This window comes from Candidatus Electronema sp. TJ (genome assembly GCF_048287355.1).
Taxonomy (GTDB): Bacteria; Desulfobacterota; Desulfobulbia; order Desulfobulbales; family Desulfobulbaceae; genus Electronema.
In genome coordinates, this window is the sequence record NZ_JBLWEP010000004.1 from 1 (window position 1) to 16221 (window position 16221).

Below are 16221 nucleotides of genomic sequence, written 5' to 3' on the forward strand. Positions count from 1 at the left end.
TTCAGCCGGAGCAAAGCGGTTCCGCAGCGCATGACGCGGCGTTCCGCCTGGCTGCAATTCCTGCCAAAGTTCAAAACAGAGAAATCCCTCAAGAAGCAGTGACAACCCAAGTTTTGCAGGTCGCAACTTGGATTAAGACGTAGTATTTTGTTGTAGTTCTAACCCAAGTTGTGATCTATAAATCTTCAAAAACCCATGACTCCCCGCATGTGTTATATTAGATCAAAAATAACTGAATAGGATTGCATTGATTTTCTGATCGGCACCCAGCGTTTGGCTATACAAAGCAGTTTGGCTTGACAACAGAGGAGTGCTGCCGACTTACAAAAGAGTTGCACTCGACAGGAAAGGAGTTCTGCTGAGCCGCAGAGGAGTTTTGCCGACTTGAAGAGGAATTTTAGTCGACAAAACTCCTTTGTTGCTCAACAAGAAAGCAGTGTTGCCAAGCCAAACTTCTCTTCTGCTGAGCAGAACTCCTCTGTTGCCAACCTAAACTTCTTTGCCAGCGGGCAGGAGAGGAGTATTATTTCATGGTTATGCAAGCAAGCTGCAAGACATCTTGAATCAGATCGTTATACGGAAAGACCAGTAATTCAGATCCAAGCTGACACATCAGCATAGTTGCACACTGCTGTCAATTTTTTGCCAGCATTTCAAAATCCATCGCTTCAGCATAACGGAGCATGGTGTCCTGATCAACGGCGCGGCCTTTAATGGTGACAATGAAACGACCGGCCACAACAATATTGATTTCGCCGCTGCGATCAGAGGCATTGTATTTAATCATCGCCCGCTGCTGCTTGATGGTCTGGATATTGCCGCCTGAAGCTCCGGCGAAGAGTGGGTTGTTGAGCATCATGATGATGGACTGCAACACCGGAGAGTCGGAGACAATCTCCATGGAGAGCGCCGAGCTGGCGGTGAAATAGTCGCGGCTGACTGTTGAGCCGCCGCCGAAAACCGCCGCGCCAAGGGATTTCGCTGAAGCTGGTTTGGCCTGCCAGCCGGGCAGCGGTACTGGCAGCAGGGCCTTCATCCGCTCGCTCTTTTTCTGACGGATGAGCTGGGCGGCGTAATCAAGATTGGAAATCGCTCCGGCAAGATCATTGGCCCTGTACTGCCGCACCGCCTGCTCAATCACATTGATGATGTCATCATTGGCAAGCCAGACTGGAGATGGTTCCAGTTGAAAAGAATCCTTGGCAGTTTCCGGCGCGGAAGCGACCGGGGCTGTGCTGTTCGGGTTGAATGCCGCAGTCGTTTCCTGCGGCATATTCTTATTCTGCTGCTTCTGTAGTGCTGCTGTAGACTGCGCGGCTTCTGTCGGAATCTGCTGCGGCTGCTCTGCTGGCCGTGACACCTCAAGAACCGGAGCAACCGTCAGCAACCGTTCCGCAGCGGCAGGCAGAGGCTGCTGTTGAAGCTGGCTGCTCTGCTGATCCGCAGTCGGCTTGTCAGTTATTGGGGCGGGCAACGCGTCTATGGACTGCTGCTGGCCTCCCCCTTCCGACTTATACTGCTGGACAATGGCTTCCATCGCCTTGAGCAGATCCTCTTCTTTTTCGCCCGCCCAAGCCGCAGTCAAGCTGCTGACGAAAAGGATCAGCGACACGACAGCGAAAAACGCTCTCCTCATTGTTCATCCCGTGCAGAAGTTCTGTAACGCAGATTTTTTTTGCTGCTTTAGTGATACCTCCCGGCAGGAACGGTGTCAAGTGCGCCTCAGAAGCGGCTGCTGAAATACGGCTCCAGCACCTTGGGCAGCCGCACCGTGCCATCTTCTTGCTGATAGTTCTCCAAAATTGCCACCAAGGTGCGGCCAACCGCCAAGCCGGAGCCATTCAGCGTGTGGACAAGGCGGCTTTTCTTTTCGCCTTCAGGCCGGTAGCGGATGCCTGCTCGCCGCGCTTGAAAATCGAGGAAGTTGGAGCAGGAGGAAATTTCCCGGTATGTGTTCTGGCCGGGCAGCCAAACCTCAATGTCATAGGTTTTGGCCGAAGAGAAACCAAGGTCTCCGGAGCAAAGGGCAACCACCCGGTAAGGCAGCTCCAGCAGTTGCAGCACTTCTTCCGCGTCGGCAAGCAGGGACTCCAGTTCCTGCGCCGAGGTCTCCGGCGTGACAAATTTCACCAGCTCCACCTTGTCAAACTGATGCTGGCGGATCAGGCCGCGTGTGTCCTTGCCATAGGAACCAGCCTCGGAGCGGAAGCAGGGCGTGTAGGCGGTGTATTTCAGCGGCAGCTCGGCCTCGCTCAGAGTCGCGTCGGCGTGGATGTTGGTCAGCGGCACCTCGGCGGTCGGAATCAGCCAGAGGTCGCGGCCTTCGAGCTTGAACAGATCTTCCTTGAATTTAGGCAGCTGGCCGGTGCCGGTCATGGTCTGCGCCGTGACCATGAAGGGCGGCAGGAATTCGGTGTAGCCGTGCTTCTGGGTGTGCAGGTCGAGGAAGAAATTAATCAGGGCACGCGACAGCCGCGAGGCGAAGCCCTTGAGCAGGCAGAAGCGCGCCCCGGAGAGCTTGGCTGCGGTCTCGAAATCAAGGATGCCGAGCTGCTCGCCGATTTCCCAGTGCGGTTTGGGCTGGAAGGAAAATTCAGGAATCGCGCCCCAGCGTTTCACCTCGATATTGTCCTTGTCGTCTTTGCCGACTGACACGGAGTCGTCGCAGAGATTGGGAATGGACATGACCACACCTTCCAGCTCGGTCTCGATCTCGGCCAAGACCCGGTCCAATTCCGCAATCCGGTCGGAAACGTGGCGCATTTCTACAATCAGCGGCTCGGCCTTGGCCTCATCACCCGCCTTTTTCAGCTGGGCGATGTCTTTCGAGACGGTGTTGCGCTGATTTTTTAGCTGCTCAGTCTCGGCCAGCAGAGTCAGCCTCCGGGCATCAGCAGCAAGGAAAGAATCAATGAGTTCTGTCGTCATGCCCCGGCGGAGGCATTTTTCCCGGACTAAGGCGATATTTTCCCGAATAAAGCGTAATTCAAGCATGATGGCAAAGGGTGAAAGTGGCAGCAGGCTGTGTGGTCAATTCTCCGCCTGCTTTTTTAGCATGGCTGGAGCTGCTCCGCAATGGGTATTCAATTGATTTTGCTCTGCGGGTTTGTTACAAAGAACACGTCCGTGAAACTGTAGGGGCAAAAAATCTTTTGCCCCTGCCTGCCAACAAATTGCGGCTTATGTAAAAAAATCAATCTAACCGGCCCGGCATTCCGTGCAAGAACACCTCAAAAACCTGACTGCTTTTCTCGCGGAACTGCGCAAATCGCTCCGTTTTGCGGCATTCAGCCTGATCGGGTTGACAGCGGCGATTTTTTTCCTCTCCTCCGGTCTGATAGGGGCCTTTCAGGCGCATCTGCACGAAAAACTGTATTTCTTCTCAGTGGCCGAACCTTTTCTCGCCCATGTCAAGGCCGCCTTTTTCGGCGCGGTCTATTGCCTGATGCCGCTCTTCATGCACATCCTCTGGAAGGCGCTGGGCAAGCCCTTTGGCGTGACCGGCAACAAGCTCTTCTGGTTCACCGCCGCCACCTGCCTGCTCTTCTATCTCGGCAGCCTGTTTTGCGTCTTCGTCACATTGCCCTACGGCGCGAGCTTCCTGCTCGGCTTTCAGTCCGAGCACCTGAAGCCTTTCATTGCCATCGGCAGCTTTGTCAATTTTGTGACCGTGCTTGTGCTGGCCTTCGGGCTGATTTTCGAGCTGCCGGTCTTCATGGTCTTCTCCGCCCAAAGCGGCGCACTGCCCCATCGTTTTTATGCGAAAAACCGCCGCTACGCCGTGCTGGCCATCGCCATTCTGGCGGCCATGCTGACTCCCACGCCGGACGTGGTCAACATGGCCCTGATGGGCGGTCCGCTCTATCTGCTCTATGAGGCCGGAATTCTTGTCATCCGCCTACTGCGCGTTGACGAACAGCGGGAGGCGGCTAAAATTCCATGATCTCGATGCCGTGCGCAAGCAGCAGGGCGGCGGTCACGCCCGGCTGCGGTGTCAGGCCGCAGGAAGGGCTGCGGGCCTTGAGCAGGGCCAAGCGGATATTCTGCGCCTGAGCAATCTGCAAAACCGCTTCAGCCCCGGTTATGAATTGCCGCGTGACATCTAGGCCCTCTTTGGTGACAACCGCAGCTTGGCCCGCTAAAACTTCCGCGCCGCTGCCGGTCAGATCAGCCGGAATGCGGGGCGTGGGCAGGCCGCCGAGCTGCTCCGGGCAGACGGGCAGCCAGCAATACTGCTTCAGCATTTTCAAGCAGCGGCGGTCGGGCTTGTTCCGCCCGTCGTAGCGGGTGCAGAGGCCGCTCAGGCAGGCACTGACGATGCAGCGTTCAAGTTTCGGCGCGGACATGGTATAGTGGAAAGGACGGCAGCGGAATATAGCCGCTTCTTCAAAGGCAGTCCCTAAAATTATTCGCTTGTCTGCAAAAAAGCAGCGGCGGGAGGCATGGTGCGGCAGCGGAGGCAGGGTTTCAACAGACGGGAAAAACGGGCGTTGGCGCGGCTGCTGCTATCCGCATTCATACTTGCCCTGCTTTTTCTCACCGTTGCGCCGAAATGCAGCTTGCACAGACTGCGGCAGGTGAACAAGCAGACTGAGACCGCAGAGAAGGAGAATGAAACACTGCTACAGGCAACTATCCAACTCAACGAGGAAATCCGTCTGCTCCAGCATGACGAGCGGTATCTGGAGAAGATCGCCAGAGAGAAATACGGAATGCTGAAAAAAAACGAGGAGGTTTATTATGTCTCCCCGCCGCCGGAGGAAAAATCTCCCTGATCCATGACTGATCCAGCCGTCCTGCTCCATCTGCTCCGCCAGACTCGCAACTTGCTGGCCGCTCATGCCGTCCTTGGCCTGAGCAGTTATCCTGCTGCGCTGGAACTGCGCCATTTTGCCGCAGGCCGGTGCTCAACACCTGCCTCTCCGCCGTTGCGGGCCGAACGGCGGCCAGCTCCTGTGGAAAAAAAGACAGAGCCAGCCGCCCAGCAGCAGGCGGTGCTTACTCTGAGCGAAATCGCCCGGCAGCTTTCTGGCTGCCGTCGCTGTACAGCTGCTGCGGATCCTGCGCCGGGCTTAGGCGCGGAAAGGCCGAAGCTGGTGGTGGTCGGCGACTGCCGCCTTGCTTCGCTTGCCGCCGCCGATGTCCTTTGGAGCCGGGAAGAAGACGAGCTGTTTTGGCGAATGATGGCCAAAATCCAGCTTGACCGGAATGCAGTCTATGTCACTAACACCGTGAAGTGCGTCCAGCAGGCTCTGCCTCCTTCAGACAAAACTGCCCAAGGCTGCCTCTTCTGGCTGGAGCAGGAGCTGAGGAGCCTGCGCCCCGCTCTGCTCTGTGCAGTGGGCGAAACCGCCGCTTGGCTGCTGACCGGCAAAAAAATCCCTCTGCTGCGGCTGCGCGGTAAACTTCATCCTTGCCGCCTGACAGCGGCCTCACAGGCGCAGGTGCTGGTCACCTATCATCCCCGCCTGCTCCTCCAGCAGCTTGATCTGAGGTGGGCGGCTTGGGAGGATTTACAGCTGCTCCAGCGGCGGCTGGCCGCCAAGCCGGGCTAATTTTTTCTCAGGCTCTCCGTCCATACACATCGTCAAAGCGGACGATATCGTCCTCGCCGAGATAGCTGCCAATCTGAATTTCGATCAGCTCCAACGGGATCACGCCGGGATTCTCCAAGCGATGGACGGTGCCCAGCGGGATGTATGTGGATTCGTCCTCGCGAAGGAGGAACTGCTCCCCGCTCTTCTCCACCTTGGCAGTGCCGCGCACCACCACCCAATGTTCATGCCGATGATGGTGCATCTGCGAGGAAAGCCGTGCGCCGGGCGAGACCGTGATCCGCTTGATCTGAAAGCGGTCATGCAGCTCCAAGGTGGTGTAGCTGCCCCAAGGCCGGTGCACGGTGCGGTGGCTGCGGAACTCCGGGCGGCCTTTCGCCTTCAGCTTGTTGACGATTTTTTTGATGTCCTGCGAGCGGCTGAGAGGCGCGATCAGCACTGCGTCCGCTGTCTCGACCACCAACGTGTCTCGCAGGCCGACGGCGGCCACCAGCGTGTCCTCAGAGCGGATCAGGCAGTTTTCCACGTCCTCCAGCAGCACGTCGCCGCTGACCACATTGCCCCGCCCGTCTTTGGCCGCCACTTCGTGCAGCGAACTCCACGAACCGATGTCGCTCCAGCCGAAATCCGCCTCCACCGCAGCCGCGCAGGCTGTTTTCTCCATCAGGGCGTAATCCACCGACTTGGCAGGCGACTGCTGCATGGCCGCTTCGTCAAAACGGAAAAAGGCTCCGTCGCTGCGGCCTTTCTCCACAGCAATCTCCATGCAGCGCAATATCTCCGGGGCGTGGAGGCGGAACTCGGCCAGCAGCTTGTCCGCTGGAAAGGCGAACATGCCGCTGTTCCAGAGCCAGCCGCCTTCAGCAAGATACCGCTGCGCTGTGACTAAATCGGGCTTCTCGACAAAAGACTCCACTTTGCCGTCCGCTGCCCGGCGGATGTAGCCGTAGCCGGTTTCCGGGCGGTCGGGAACAATGCCGAAGGTGGTCAGCCAGCCCTGCTCCGCCTGCTCTTGGGCCTTGGCCACGGCGCGGACAAAGTCGTCGGGCCGGGCAATGAGATGATCCGCAGGCAGCACAAGCAGGAGGAGGTTTTCCTGCGCCTGCTGGCGGGCGAAGATGGCTGCGCCGCAGACCGCCGGGGCGGTGTCCTTGCCCAGCGGCTCCAGCAGCAGGCGGCAGTCTGGGAAGAGCATCAGCTCATCAACCTGGTTTTTAGTCAGAAAGCGGTGCTCCTCGCCAACCACGATGAGCGGCGGCAGCAGGCCCGGCAGCAGACTGATCCTCGTCAGGGTAGTTTGCAGCAGTGTCTGCTCCCCGGTCAGACAAAGGAGCTGCTTGGGATACAGCTCGCGAGAGAGCGGCCAAAGCCGGGTGCCGGTGCCGCCGGCTAAAATGACAGGCTGAATGCGCATGATCTTCCGTGTCAAAAGGAAAGAAAAAGGGGGACGCTCTGTGCGCCCCCTCTGGTACGGCTCAGGCTGCAGACCGTCTGCTTGATATTCTCATCGCACTTATTTGATGATCAGACCGGGGTGATTCCTGCCGTCATTTTGGCAGAGGGCTGGGCTGCCCGCTGCGCCTGGCAATCGATCGATCCCTCGCTGTTGCAGGGATTACCGCTGCGCACCGCCCGCGTCGCCCTGCATGATCTGAACCGCAGGCGAGGCCGCCTGCATCTGCCGGGCTGTCTGCTGCATCACCTGCGGTGCCATCTGCCCCCGCATCTGCTGCTGGATGCCGCCTGCGTCCGGAATCATCCCAGCTGAAGACGGAGAAACCTGCTGGCTTGGAGTCTGCTGCATGATCTGAACCGCAGGCGAGGCCGCCTGCATCTGCCGGGCCGTCTGCTGCATCATTTGCGGAGCCACCTGCCCCCGCATCTGCTGCTGAATGCCACCTGCGTCCGGAATCATCCCAGCTGAAGACGGAGAAACCTGCTGGCTTGGAGTCTGCTGCATCTGAGCCGCCGGCGAAGCTGCTTGCATCTGCTGCGCCATTTGCTGCATCATTTGCGCCTGCATCTGCTGCTGGATGCCGCTTACGTCCGGCATTCCACTTGTCCCCTGCATCTGCTGCCCTGCGGAGGGCTGGGAAGGCTGCCGAGCCATCTGAGCCGCCGGCGAAGCTGCTTGCATCTGCTGCGCCATTTGCTGCATCATTTGCGCCTGCATCTGCTGCTGGATGCCGCTTACGTCCGGCATTCCACTTGTCCCCTGCATCTGCTGCCCTGCGGAGGGCTGGGAAGGCTGCCGAGCCATCTGAGCCGCCGGCGAAGCTGCTTGCATCTGCTGCGCCATTTGCTGCATCATTTGCGCCTGCATCTGCTGCTGGATGCCGCTTACGTCCGGCATTCCACTTGTCCCCTGCATTTGTCCTCCTGTCGACTGCGCTCCCGCAGAATCGGCCAGCAGAAGCAGGAAGCAGGCGACCATCCCGATGGCGAGCTGTTTTCCGTTGCTGTTCACTTTATTCTCCTTTTTTTAAAAAAAAATTAAATTGCTGCTCCCCCTTGTTTTCCTGCGCGGTTGCAGAGCGTTTCTGTGTAAGGTACCCAGCCTGAATTCTGCTTGTCAATGCTTTTTTCAAGAATGCGGAAAAGTTCGGAGGAAGGCCGGATGTTGCTGCATCCTGAGGCTTCGCGTCCACGCCATGGCTGTCTTGTTCCAGCGCAGGCAACTTGTTTGCAGGTTGTAATAAATATTGACCTGAAATACAACTTTTTTTATAATTAAAATATCAAATAATTCAGCGGCTCTCCCCTGCGGAGTATTATTTTTTTATCACGATGATTTAATTCGTTTTTTCACTCATCCTCTTTTTATCTCCTTTAACCTTTGCCAAAAATCCCTCTTCCATGCAATGCAAACAGCTGCTCCGTCTGGTGAAAGAGTGGTACACACACGTCAGGCAGGAAACTATGGCTCCGGGCCGCATGATGCAGTTTGTAGACAGTCACGTCAAAGAATGCCCTGCCTGCCGTGAAGACAGTCTCCTGCCGCGCGAAATTGAACAGATCAGGGAGCATGTCATGCCGGAGCTGAAAAATAAAGGCTCACGCGCCAGCGAAGAGATATTCACCCCGGACATCTTTCCGGCAGACGAGCCGGACAACGATCCTGCGGACGACGCGGCGGACGGTCTGTTCTGACCGCTGTTCTTCTGCCCGGCATGGGCCGGAAAAAAATCTTTGACAGATTTTCCGGCCCATGCTTGAATAGTCCGAGCCTCCGCTTTCCTGTTTGTTTCCGTCTTCTCATTTCATTTTCCCAAAACGCCGTTCAATTCATGGCTGCAAAAGTAAAAAATCCGGTCTGGGCATTCCTCGCTTCAGTCCAGCTCGCTCTAGTGCTGATCGGCCTGCTTGCCTCCACCTCCATCATCGGCACGGTCATCCAGCAGAACCAGCCGCCTGAGCATTACACTGAGGCTTGGGGGAAATCCGGCGCGGCAATGATACAGGCACTGGATCTGGACGACATGTACAGCTCCGTTTGGTTCCTTTTCTTGCTGGGCGCGTTCAGTCTGAATCTGACGGTGTGCAGCTTGGACCGGCTGCCCGGCGTGATCCGCCTGGCGCACAAGGACAACTTGGAGACCGAGCCGGAGCAGCTCCTGAAAATGAAAATGCAGCGGAACGTTCAGGCTGCCGGGCCTGCGGCCTTAGCTGCTGACAAAGCGGCGGCGTGGCTGGCCAACAACGGCTGGAAAACCGCTTCGCGCCCTAAAGAGGCTGGCATCCTGCTTTTTGCCCAGAAAGGCGCATGGACCCGTTACGGTGTCTATGTCGTCCACATCTCGATCCTGATCATCCTGCTCGGCGCGGTCATCGGTTCGCCGACCGTGGCGAAGAAACTGCTTCAAAATCCGCAGTTCGCCTTCAAAGGCAGCGTGCTCCTGCCGGAGCTGCGTGAAACCAGCCGTATTTTTTCTTTTGACGACGAGAGTGAAATCCCCCTCGGTTTCGCTGTGCGCTGCGACTTTTTCGACATCCATTTTTATGACAACGGAATGCCGAAAGATTATATCTCTGGCCTGACGATCAGCGAGAACGGCAAAGAAATGCTGTCCACAACAATTGAGGTCAACAAACCGCTGATCTACAAAGGTGTGACGTTTTATCAATCCAGCTATAATGACATGAAAAAGCCGATTATTCATTTGACCAACATGAAAACCGGCAAGAAGTTTGTCTTTTCGGTCGATCCGCAGCAATGGGACAAAACACACAGCTGGCAAGATGAGAGCGGCGGCCAAGGCATGGTGCGCATCAAAGACGCGCAGAGCGTGCCTTCACCCTCCGGCGAAGGCATGACCACTGAGATGCAGATTTGGCTGATGGACTCGCAGGGACCGCCCTCCATGTTCGCGCTGAGCTACGGCAGGCCGGTGATTGTCGAGCGTCCCAGCGCAAAATATGAGCTGAGAATCGGCCCTCATTACGCCACAGGACTCCAAGTTTCCAAAGATCCGGGTGTCTGGTGGGTCTACAGCGGCTGCGCTCTGATGCTGCTTGGTCTGTACGTCGCCTTTTTCATGTCGCACCGCAAAGTCTGGGCTTGGGTGCAGGAGAAGGACGGCGGGGCTGCGGTGGTGTTCATAGGTCAAGCCAACAAGAACAGCCTCGGTTTTGAGAAGACGTTTGCTGCCTTGGCCGAGGGCTTTGGCAGCAGCACCCAATCTACCCATTCTGCGGAAAACAACTAACCATCATGAACAGCTCGCAGCTTTTTGGCATTACAACCATCGCCTACCTGCTGTCTTCAGTTTTCTACATCGGCCTGCTGGTCTTCCGGCAGCGCAGAGCTGGCCAGATTGGCCTTGCGCTGGCTGTTCTTGGCATAGTCCTTCAAACCGCCGGTCTTGGCCTGCGCTGGCACGAATCCTACAAGCTCGGCATCGGCCATGCGCCGCTGACCAACATGTACGAGTCGCTGCTCTTCTTCGCCTGGTGCGCGGCCATTTTCTATGTCCTCCTAGAGATCAAGTTCAAGCTGCCGGTGATTGGGGCCTTCGCCATGCCCTTCCCCTTCATCGCCTTGGCTTACGCCGCAGTTGACAAGGACATCAGCAAGGAGATCAGCCCGCTGGTGCCTGCCCTTCAGTCCAATTGGCTAATCGCGCACGTCATCACCTGCTTTATCGGCTACGGAGCCTTCGCTGTGGCCGCCGGCGTGGGCATCATGTATCTGCTCAAGCAGTTCGCCCAGAACCGCCAGCTTCCCGCCGCGACGCTGACCGGCAGTCTGCCAGAGCTGCGCGTGCTGGACGACCTCATCCACAAGACCATCATCTTCGGCTTCATGTGGCTGAGCGCGGGCATCATCACCGGCGCGGTCTGGGCGAACGAAGCTTGGGGCACCTATTGGAGCTGGGATCCGAAAGAAACGTGGTCCATCATCACCTGGTTTGTCTACGCCCTGAGCCTGCACGCCCGCTTCACACGCGGCTGGAGCGGCACCCGCATCGCTTGGCTGGCAGTGCTTGGCTTCATCTCGGTCTTCTTCACTTATTTTGGAGTGAATTTCCTTTTGGCAGGACTCCACAGCTACGGCTCCAACTGATCTGCCGCCTTCTTTCACGAAGAATTATGGCCCCTTTCCGGCTCGATTACAGAGAGCCAATCCAAGGCCTTGGCAGAGAAGTCGCAGCAGAGCCGGAGCATCTGCATGACTGCGCACTGTCATTCCGGGCGCAGCGGGGAAGCTCCTGTTTGGCAGCCTTTTGAGATTTTCCCGCTTTGGCTCTGAAGGCGCGGCATCTGTCGGACAGCCCAGCTGTCTATATTTCAGCCCAGCCGCCTGTATTTCCTGCGCCTCGCGCATATTATTTTCAAGGCATTCCAAACTTGGGATGCGGCATCTATCTTTCAGATGAGCTATCCCAGAGTTAGGATGCAGCACCTGTCTTTCAGGCAAGGCATCCCAAACTTGGAGTGCGGCATCTATCTTTCAGATGAGCCATCCCAGATTTGGGATGCGGCATCTGTCTTTCAGGCAAGGCATCCCAAACTTGGAGTGTGGTATCTATCTTTCAGATGAGCCATCCCAGATTTGGGATGCGGCACCTGTCTTTCAGGCAAGGCATCCCAAACTTGGAGTGCGGCATCTATCTTTCAGATGAGCCATCCCAGATTTGAGATGCGGCACCTGTCTTTCAGGCAAGCCTCCAGAATTGCTGCTGTTCCGAGAAAAGCAAGGAAGCTCCTGTCTGTCTGCCTCGCGGGATTTCCCGCGTTGCGCGAAATGACAGGAAAAATGGCCAGAGCAGCCTGCTGCGGCTCTCCTTGCTGCGTCGTTAAAATGAAGCCAGATCAGTCCCGCAGCAGGGGCATTTTACATTCATGAGCAAAAAAGCTGGGGCAGGATGGGGAAGGGAATGAGAGGAAAGAAAAAAGGGAGCTGCTGCTGTTCAGCAGCAACTCCCTGAATTTTCTTTGGCGCACCTGGCAGGATTCGAACCTGCCACCACCGGATTCGTAGTCCGATGCTCTATCCAGATGAGCTACAGGTGCAGTGGACGTACTATTTAGCCGAAAAAAAAAAATCGCACAAGTCTTTTTTTGGGAAAATCCGCCGCGCCAGCCTCCTGCTGTATTTTTCCGCCCTTCTGTTGCGGAAATCCTCTCTTGCTGGTAAAAAGCATGGGGGCGATTGCGCCCGTGCCGCCCCTGCGGTGTTCCTGCAACCCTTGTTCTGTTAGTTCATGTCCTCTGTCAGCACAGACATCCTCATTGTTGGAGCCGGGCCAGCAGGATTGGCCTGCGCCAAAGTCTTGGCCGAGCAGGGCCGCAAGACGCTGGTTCTGGAGCGGCGGCAGGAGATCGGCCCCAAGGTTTGCGCTGGCGGCATCACATGGGACGGCCTGCTCCGGCTGGTGCCGGAGGAGCTGATCGAAGGCTGCTTCAGCGAGCAGCACATCTTCACTTCCTGCCAGAACACCGTGGTGCGCGAGCCGGAACCGATCATCGCCACCATCAGCCGCCGGACGCTGGGGCAATGGATGGCCAGGCAGGCGGCGCAGGCCGGAGCCGAGATCATCACTGACAGCAAGGTGACAGCGATTGACGGCCTGCGGGTGACTGCTCTCAGCGGCGGCGCGAGCAAGACCTTCGCCTGCTCGCATTTGGTGGGCGCGGATGGGGCTAATTCGCTGGTGCGGCGCAGCCTTGGCCTCCCGGCTGAGGAGCGCGGCACAGGCATCAATTTCCAAGTGCGGCAAGTTTATGAGCGCATGGAATGGCATCTCAGCGCACGCGCCTTTGGCTGCGGCTACGCTTGGATATTTCCGCATAAAAACAGCGTCTCTGTCGGTGCCTACAGTCCGCAGTCGGACATGTCCGCTGGCCGGCTGAAGCGCAATCTCCTCAGGTGGGCGGCAGGACGCGGCTTTCAGCTGGACGAGCTGGCCTGCCAAGCCGCGCTGATCAATTACGACTACCGAGGCTATTCCTTCGGCCCGGTCTGGCTGGCAGGCGACGCGGCCGGCCTGGCTTCCGGCCTGACCGGTGAAGGCATTTATCCGGCTGTTGTCTCCGGCGAGACCGTCGCCCGCCGCATCCTCAACCCGAACAGCGACGAGCGCGAGCTGGCCGCTGTGATCCGCAGGCAGGCGCGGCACCGCCGGGTGATAGACATCTCCGCCCGGCATCCCTTCTGCTCCTTTGCGCTGATGGAGCTGCTGCTGCTGCTGCTGCGCAGCAGGCTGATCAGCTTCCACGCTTTGGAGATGGCTCCAGCTCCGCAAGCAAAGTGAACGCTCATGCCGGAAGAAAAGAAGAAAAAAAATCTCCTCGTCTACAACCTGCTCTTCATCGCGGTCTGCGGCAGCATTCTCGTTGTTTTGCTGAAAGCACCGCCGGAGACCACCGCCCATCTGCCGCATGACGCAAAGCATAAGCAGTATCTTGAGATGGACAAAAAAGAGGCGGAGAAGCACTGCGGCGCGTGCCACGGCCAAGGATCAGGAAAAATGCCGCTGCCGGAAAAGCATCCGCCAACCTACCGCTGCCTGTTCTGCCATAAAAGGACCTGAACGCCATGTGGAATTCCAAAGATGTCTATTATATCTCCGATTCCACCGCCTTGCTGGCTGAGGAGATGGGCAAGTCCATGCTCTGCCAGTTCCCGGAGATCGGCTTCAATGAAGAGAAGATTCCCTTTGTCCGTGAAAGGCGCGACGCAGAGCTGGCGCTGGCCCGGATACTGAAGCAGTCCGGCGGCCTTCAGCCTTTGATCTTCTGCACGATCATGGAAGAGGAAGTGCGCCAAATCTTTGACATCGCCGAAGTGGAGCTGATTGACCTCTACGGCGGCTTTCTCAGCAAGCTGGAGCACATTCTGGAGGCCAAGGCCCTGCATCAGCCCGGCTATTACCGCAACCGCGACGATGCCAAGACCGAGAAACGGGTGGAGGCCATCCGCTACACGCTGGAGCATGACGACGGCAAAAGAACAGAAGGCTACGATCAGGCCGACATTATCCTGATCGGCGTGTCGCGCACCGGCAAGACTCCGGTCAGCGTCTATATCGCCACGCACATGAGCCTGAAGGCGGCGAATTTCCCGCTGACCGCCGATCATCTCGATGCCTATGAGCTGCCTGCGGACATCATCCGCAACCGGACCCGCGCCGTCGGCTTGACTGTCACGCCGCAGTTTCTCCACCGCATCCGCGAGGAGCGCTACCGGGGCAGCAAATACGCCGCCATCACCACCTGCCGGGCGGAACTCCAGCGGGCCGAGCAGCTCTACATGCAGCACGGCATTCAGATTGTGCACACCGAGGGCAAATCCATCGAGGAGCTGTCCGCTGAAGTGACCAACCTGCCGGGCATCTGCAAAAAAGGGCGGAAACGCTGATGCAGCTGCTGCGCTTTCTGCTGCCAATTCTTCTGCTCTGGAGCTGCACCGGCCCGGAGCGGCCCGCACCAACCGCACAAGAGATTATGAACCGTCCTGAAGTGCAGCGCGTCCTTTTCCGGCCCCGCGCTGCGGCCCGCACCGTTCTGCCGCCCGGCGCGGCGGATATTGACATCGAAGTTGCTCCGGGCATCACGATTGGCTGCCGTCTGTTCACAGCGGACAAGGCCGCGCCGACCATTCTGTTCTTTCACGGCAACGGCGAGATAGTCGCCGATTACGACGACATCGGCCCGCTGTACATGGAGGCCGGGCTGAATTTCCTGGTCGTGGATTATCGCGGCTACGGCTGGAGCGGCGGCAGTCCGTCCTACGCCAATCTGCTTGCGGACAGCCACGTGCTGCATGACCAGCTGAAACAATATCTGCAAACAAACGGCTACGGCCCCGCGCTCTTTCTGATGGGCCGCTCGCTTGGCTCGGCTGCGGCGATTGAACTGGCCTCCTCGCATAATGCGGAAATCAGCGGCCTGATCATCGAAAGCGGATTCGCTCTGACACTGCCGCTGGCGGAGACGCTGGGCTTGGGCGACATGCTCAAGGATGTGACTGTCACCGAGGAGCAGACCTTCAACAACGCGGGCAAAATCAGCAGAGTGACCAAGCCCACCTTCCTCCTTCATGGCCAGCGCGACACGCTGATTCCCCTCTGGCAGGCGGAAAAGCTCCACGCCGAAAGCGGGGCGCGGAACAAGGAGCTGCAAGTTGTGCCTGGCGCGGATCATAACTCGCTGATTGCGGTCGGCGGCAAACACTATTTTCTGGCCATCAGCCGTTTTGTCCGTCAAGTCACCGGCGCGGATGACTGGCGCGTCCGGCGGAAGCAGTTCAAGGCTGCCAGCAAAGTCAATGAGCCTTGATGCCAGCTGGCATCAAGGCGGCACAGGCTGACAGCGGCCTGATGCTGACTTGCAATGCGGCGATGCAAGCTGACAACGAGGCGTTGCAGGTCTGCAATGCGGCAATGCTGCTTGACATTGAGCCGTTGCAGGCTTGCAGCGAGGCATTGCGGACTGACAACGAGGCATTGCAGGCTTGCAGTGACCCTCTGCTGACTTGCAATGCGGCGATGCAAGCTGACAACGAGGCGTTGCAGGTCTGCAATGCGGCATTGCTGCTTGACATTGAGCCGTTGCAGGCTTGCAGCAAGGCGATGCGGACTGACAACGGCCTGCTGCAAGTTGACAACGAGACGATGCAGGGCTGCATGGAGGTGACGGCAGCCGACAACACAAGGCAGGGCGCAGCACGATGACCGAAAAACGCACAGATTATCTTTCTTGGGATGAGTATTTCATGGCTGTGGCCCTCCTTTCCGGGCTGCGCTCCAAGGATCCGAACACCCAAGTCGGGGCCTGCGTGGCCAGCGCGGCCAACAAGATCATCGGCGTGGGCTACAACGGCTTTCCCTGGGGCTGCTCGGACGATGACCTGCCGTGGAGCCGCGAAGGCAGCTACTTGGACACCAAATATCCCTACGTCTGCCATGCCGAGCTGAACGCGGTGCTGAACTCGACCAGCCGCGACTTGCACGACTGCCGCATCTACGTGGCCCTCTTCCCCTGCAACGAGTGCGGCAAGGTGATTATTCAATCCGGCATCCGCGAGATCATCTATCTGTCCGACAAGTACAGCAACACTGATTCCGTCAAGGCGGCAAAAATCATGTTTGAGAAAGCCGGGGTCAAATGCAGGCAGTTCGCGCCGGAGCGGAGTTCGGTGCTGGTGTCATTTGGGTGATGTTTT

20 protein-coding genes and 1 tRNA gene are annotated in these 16221 nt (G+C 57.7%); 14 read left to right on the plus strand and 7 right to left on the minus strand.

What is annotated here, in order from left to right:
• Positions 1 to 384: 384 nt before the first annotated feature.
• The gene (locus ACNKID_RS00535; RefSeq protein WP_417911478.1) at positions 385 to 621 is read left to right on the plus strand and encodes a hypothetical protein; all 237 of its coding nucleotides are present in this window, start codon (positions 385 to 387) and stop codon (positions 619 to 621) included.
• A gap of 13 nt (positions 622 to 634) precedes the next feature.
• Here the strand turns inward: ACNKID_RS00535 and ACNKID_RS00540 are convergent, their stop codons facing one another.
• Both ACNKID_RS00540 and serS read right to left on the minus strand, forming a co-directional pair.
• Positions 635 to 1636: a hypothetical protein gene (locus ACNKID_RS00540; RefSeq protein ID WP_417911479.1), complete on the minus strand. Its 1002-nt coding sequence runs from the start codon at positions 1634 to 1636 to the stop codon at positions 635 to 637.
• Positions 1637 to 1722: 86 nt separating this feature from the next.
• On the minus strand, positions 1723 to 2994 hold the full coding sequence (serS, locus tag ACNKID_RS00545; RefSeq protein WP_417911480.1) for a serine--tRNA ligase: 1272 nt from the start codon (positions 2992 to 2994) through the stop codon (positions 1723 to 1725).
• A gap of 223 nt (positions 2995 to 3217) precedes the next feature.
• On the opposite strand from serS, the gene tatC reads away from it, so the two are divergent.
• Positions 3218 to 3943 (plus strand): twin-arginine translocase subunit TatC, encoded by a 726-nt coding sequence (gene tatC / locus ACNKID_RS00550; RefSeq protein WP_417911481.1) that lies wholly within the window; start codon positions 3218 to 3220, stop codon positions 3941 to 3943.
• On the opposite strand, the gene ACNKID_RS00555 is transcribed toward tatC, so the two are convergent.
• Entirely contained in the window at positions 3930 to 4346 is a 417-nt protein-coding gene (locus tag ACNKID_RS00555; RefSeq protein ID WP_417911482.1) for a DUF523 domain-containing protein, read from the minus strand. The two genes, tatC and ACNKID_RS00555, sit on opposite strands and share 14 nt — an antisense overlap.
• Positions 4347 to 4442: 96 nt before the next feature.
• Here ACNKID_RS00555 and ACNKID_RS00560 point away from each other — a divergent pair, with 96 nt between their 5' ends.
• Both ACNKID_RS00560 and ACNKID_RS00565 read left to right on the plus strand, forming a co-directional pair.
• Positions 4443 to 4775 carry an FtsB family cell division protein gene (locus tag ACNKID_RS00560; RefSeq protein WP_417911483.1) on the plus strand — a complete coding sequence of 111 codons (333 nt, stop codon included), beginning with the start codon at positions 4443 to 4445 and terminating at the stop codon, positions 4773 to 4775.
• A gap of 3 nt (positions 4776 to 4778) precedes the next feature.
• A complete protein-coding gene (locus ACNKID_RS00565) occupies positions 4779 to 5555 on the plus strand; it encodes a uracil-DNA glycosylase family protein (RefSeq protein ID WP_417911484.1) in 777 nt (258 codons plus the stop codon).
• 7 nt (positions 5556 to 5562) lie between these two features.
• Here ACNKID_RS00565 and ACNKID_RS00570 read toward each other — a convergent pair whose 3' ends face one another.
• The 3 genes from ACNKID_RS00570 to ACNKID_RS00580 form a co-directional block, all read right to left on the minus strand.
• On the minus strand, positions 5563 to 6969 hold the full coding sequence (locus ACNKID_RS00570) for a mannose-1-phosphate guanylyltransferase/mannose-6-phosphate isomerase (RefSeq protein ID WP_417911485.1): 1407 nt from the start codon (positions 6967 to 6969) through the stop codon (positions 5563 to 5565).
• A 201-nt stretch (positions 6970 to 7170) separates the two neighbouring features.
• On the minus strand, positions 7171 to 8022 hold the full coding sequence (locus tag ACNKID_RS00575; protein WP_417911486.1) for a hypothetical protein: 852 nt from the start codon (positions 8020 to 8022) through the stop codon (positions 7171 to 7173).
• 1 nt (position 8023) lies between these two features.
• Positions 8024 to 8233, minus strand: coding sequence for a hypothetical protein (locus tag ACNKID_RS00580; RefSeq protein ID WP_417911487.1), 210 nt, complete (start codon positions 8231 to 8233; stop codon positions 8024 to 8026).
• 241 nt (positions 8234 to 8474) lie between these two features.
• Here ACNKID_RS00580 and ACNKID_RS00585 point away from each other — a divergent pair, with 241 nt between their 5' ends.
• From ACNKID_RS00585 to ccsB, 3 genes are all read left to right on the plus strand, one after another.
• On the plus strand, positions 8475 to 8705 hold the full coding sequence (locus tag ACNKID_RS00585; RefSeq protein ID WP_417911488.1) for a hypothetical protein: 231 nt from the start codon (positions 8475 to 8477) through the stop codon (positions 8703 to 8705).
• 137 nt (positions 8706 to 8842) lie between these two features.
• Entirely contained in the window at positions 8843 to 10261 is a 1419-nt protein-coding gene (resB, locus tag ACNKID_RS00590) for a cytochrome c biogenesis protein ResB (protein WP_417911489.1), read from the plus strand.
• Between the two features lie 5 nt (positions 10262 to 10266).
• A complete protein-coding gene (gene ccsB, locus ACNKID_RS00595; protein ID WP_417911490.1) occupies positions 10267 to 11118 on the plus strand; it encodes a c-type cytochrome biogenesis protein CcsB in 852 nt (283 codons plus the stop codon).
• Between the two features lie 873 nt (positions 11119 to 11991).
• On the opposite strand, the gene ACNKID_RS00600 is transcribed toward ccsB, so the two are convergent.
• Positions 11992 to 12068: transfer RNA gene (locus tag ACNKID_RS00600), tRNA-Arg, on the minus strand.
• On the opposite strand from ACNKID_RS00600, the gene ACNKID_RS00605 reads away from it, so the two are divergent.
• From ACNKID_RS00605 to ACNKID_RS00635, 7 genes are read left to right on the plus strand one after another with little or no spacing between them, the layout of a single operon-like run.
• Positions 12041 to 12256 (plus strand): hypothetical protein, encoded by a 216-nt coding sequence (locus tag ACNKID_RS00605; RefSeq protein ID WP_417911491.1) that lies wholly within the window; start codon positions 12041 to 12043, stop codon positions 12254 to 12256. The genes ACNKID_RS00600 and ACNKID_RS00605 overlap by 28 nt on opposite strands.
• A 3-nt stretch (positions 12257 to 12259) precedes the next feature.
• Positions 12260 to 13309 carry an NAD(P)/FAD-dependent oxidoreductase gene (locus tag ACNKID_RS00610; RefSeq protein ID WP_417911492.1) on the plus strand — a complete coding sequence of 350 codons (1050 nt, stop codon included), beginning with the start codon at positions 12260 to 12262 and terminating at the stop codon, positions 13307 to 13309.
• Positions 13310 to 13315: 6 nt separating this feature from the next.
• The gene (locus tag ACNKID_RS00615) at positions 13316 to 13588 is read left to right on the plus strand and encodes a hypothetical protein (protein ID WP_417911493.1); all 273 of its coding nucleotides are present in this window, start codon (positions 13316 to 13318) and stop codon (positions 13586 to 13588) included.
• 5 nt (positions 13589 to 13593) lie between these two features.
• On the plus strand, positions 13594 to 14415 hold the full coding sequence (gene ppsR, locus ACNKID_RS00620) for a pyruvate, phosphate dikinase/phosphoenolpyruvate synthase regulator (protein ID WP_417911494.1): 822 nt from the start codon (positions 13594 to 13596) through the stop codon (positions 14413 to 14415).
• A complete protein-coding gene (locus ACNKID_RS00625; RefSeq protein ID WP_417911495.1) occupies positions 14415 to 15335 on the plus strand; it encodes an alpha/beta hydrolase in 921 nt (306 codons plus the stop codon). Before ppsR ends, ACNKID_RS00625 begins: the two co-directional genes overlap by 1 nt.
• Positions 15335 to 15730 carry a hypothetical protein gene (locus tag ACNKID_RS00630; RefSeq protein WP_417911496.1) on the plus strand — a complete coding sequence of 132 codons (396 nt, stop codon included), beginning with the start codon at positions 15335 to 15337 and terminating at the stop codon, positions 15728 to 15730. Before ACNKID_RS00625 ends, ACNKID_RS00630 begins: the two co-directional genes overlap by 1 nt.
• Positions 15727 to 16215: a deoxycytidylate deaminase gene (locus ACNKID_RS00635; RefSeq protein WP_417911497.1), complete on the plus strand. Its 489-nt coding sequence runs from the start codon at positions 15727 to 15729 to the stop codon at positions 16213 to 16215. The genes ACNKID_RS00630 and ACNKID_RS00635 overlap by 4 nt, the downstream gene beginning before the upstream one ends.
• Positions 16216 to 16221: the final 6 nt, after the last annotated feature.

Coding starts and splice junctions, on each gene's coding strand:
- ACNKID_RS00540 (WP_417911479.1), bottom strand. CDS start 1,636: ATGAGGAGAGCGTTTTTCGCTGTCGTGTCGCTGATCCTTTTCGTCAGC.
- serS (WP_417911480.1), bottom strand. CDS start 2,994: ATGCTTGAATTACGCTTTATTCGGGAAAATATCGCCTTAGTCCGGGAA.
- ACNKID_RS00555 (WP_417911482.1), bottom strand. CDS start 4,346: ATGTCCGCGCCGAAACTTGAACGCTGCATCGTCAGTGCCTGCCTGAGC.
- ACNKID_RS00560 (WP_417911483.1), top strand. CDS start 4,443: ATGGTGCGGCAGCGGAGGCAGGGTTTCAACAGACGGGAAAAACGGGCG.
- ACNKID_RS00565 (WP_417911484.1), top strand. CDS start 4,779: ATGACTGATCCAGCCGTCCTGCTCCATCTGCTCCGCCAGACTCGCAAC.
- ACNKID_RS00570 (WP_417911485.1), bottom strand. CDS start 6,969: ATGCGCATTCAGCCTGTCATTTTAGCCGGCGGCACCGGCACCCGGCTT.
- ACNKID_RS00585 (WP_417911488.1), top strand. CDS start 8,475: ATGGCTCCGGGCCGCATGATGCAGTTTGTAGACAGTCACGTCAAAGAA.
- resB (WP_417911489.1), top strand. CDS start 8,843: ATGGCTGCAAAAGTAAAAAATCCGGTCTGGGCATTCCTCGCTTCAGTC.
- ccsB (WP_417911490.1), top strand. CDS start 10,267: ATGAACAGCTCGCAGCTTTTTGGCATTACAACCATCGCCTACCTGCTG.
- ACNKID_RS00605 (WP_417911491.1), top strand. CDS start 12,041: ATGCTCTATCCAGATGAGCTACAGGTGCAGTGGACGTACTATTTAGCC.
- ACNKID_RS00610 (WP_417911492.1), top strand. CDS start 12,260: ATGTCCTCTGTCAGCACAGACATCCTCATTGTTGGAGCCGGGCCAGCA.
- ACNKID_RS00615 (WP_417911493.1), top strand. CDS start 13,316: ATGCCGGAAGAAAAGAAGAAAAAAAATCTCCTCGTCTACAACCTGCTC.
- ppsR (WP_417911494.1), top strand. CDS start 13,594: ATGTGGAATTCCAAAGATGTCTATTATATCTCCGATTCCACCGCCTTG.
- ACNKID_RS00625 (WP_417911495.1), top strand. CDS start 14,415: ATGCAGCTGCTGCGCTTTCTGCTGCCAATTCTTCTGCTCTGGAGCTGC.
- ACNKID_RS00630 (WP_417911496.1), top strand. CDS start 15,335: ATGCCAGCTGGCATCAAGGCGGCACAGGCTGACAGCGGCCTGATGCTG.
- ACNKID_RS00635 (WP_417911497.1), top strand. CDS start 15,727: ATGACCGAAAAACGCACAGATTATCTTTCTTGGGATGAGTATTTCATG.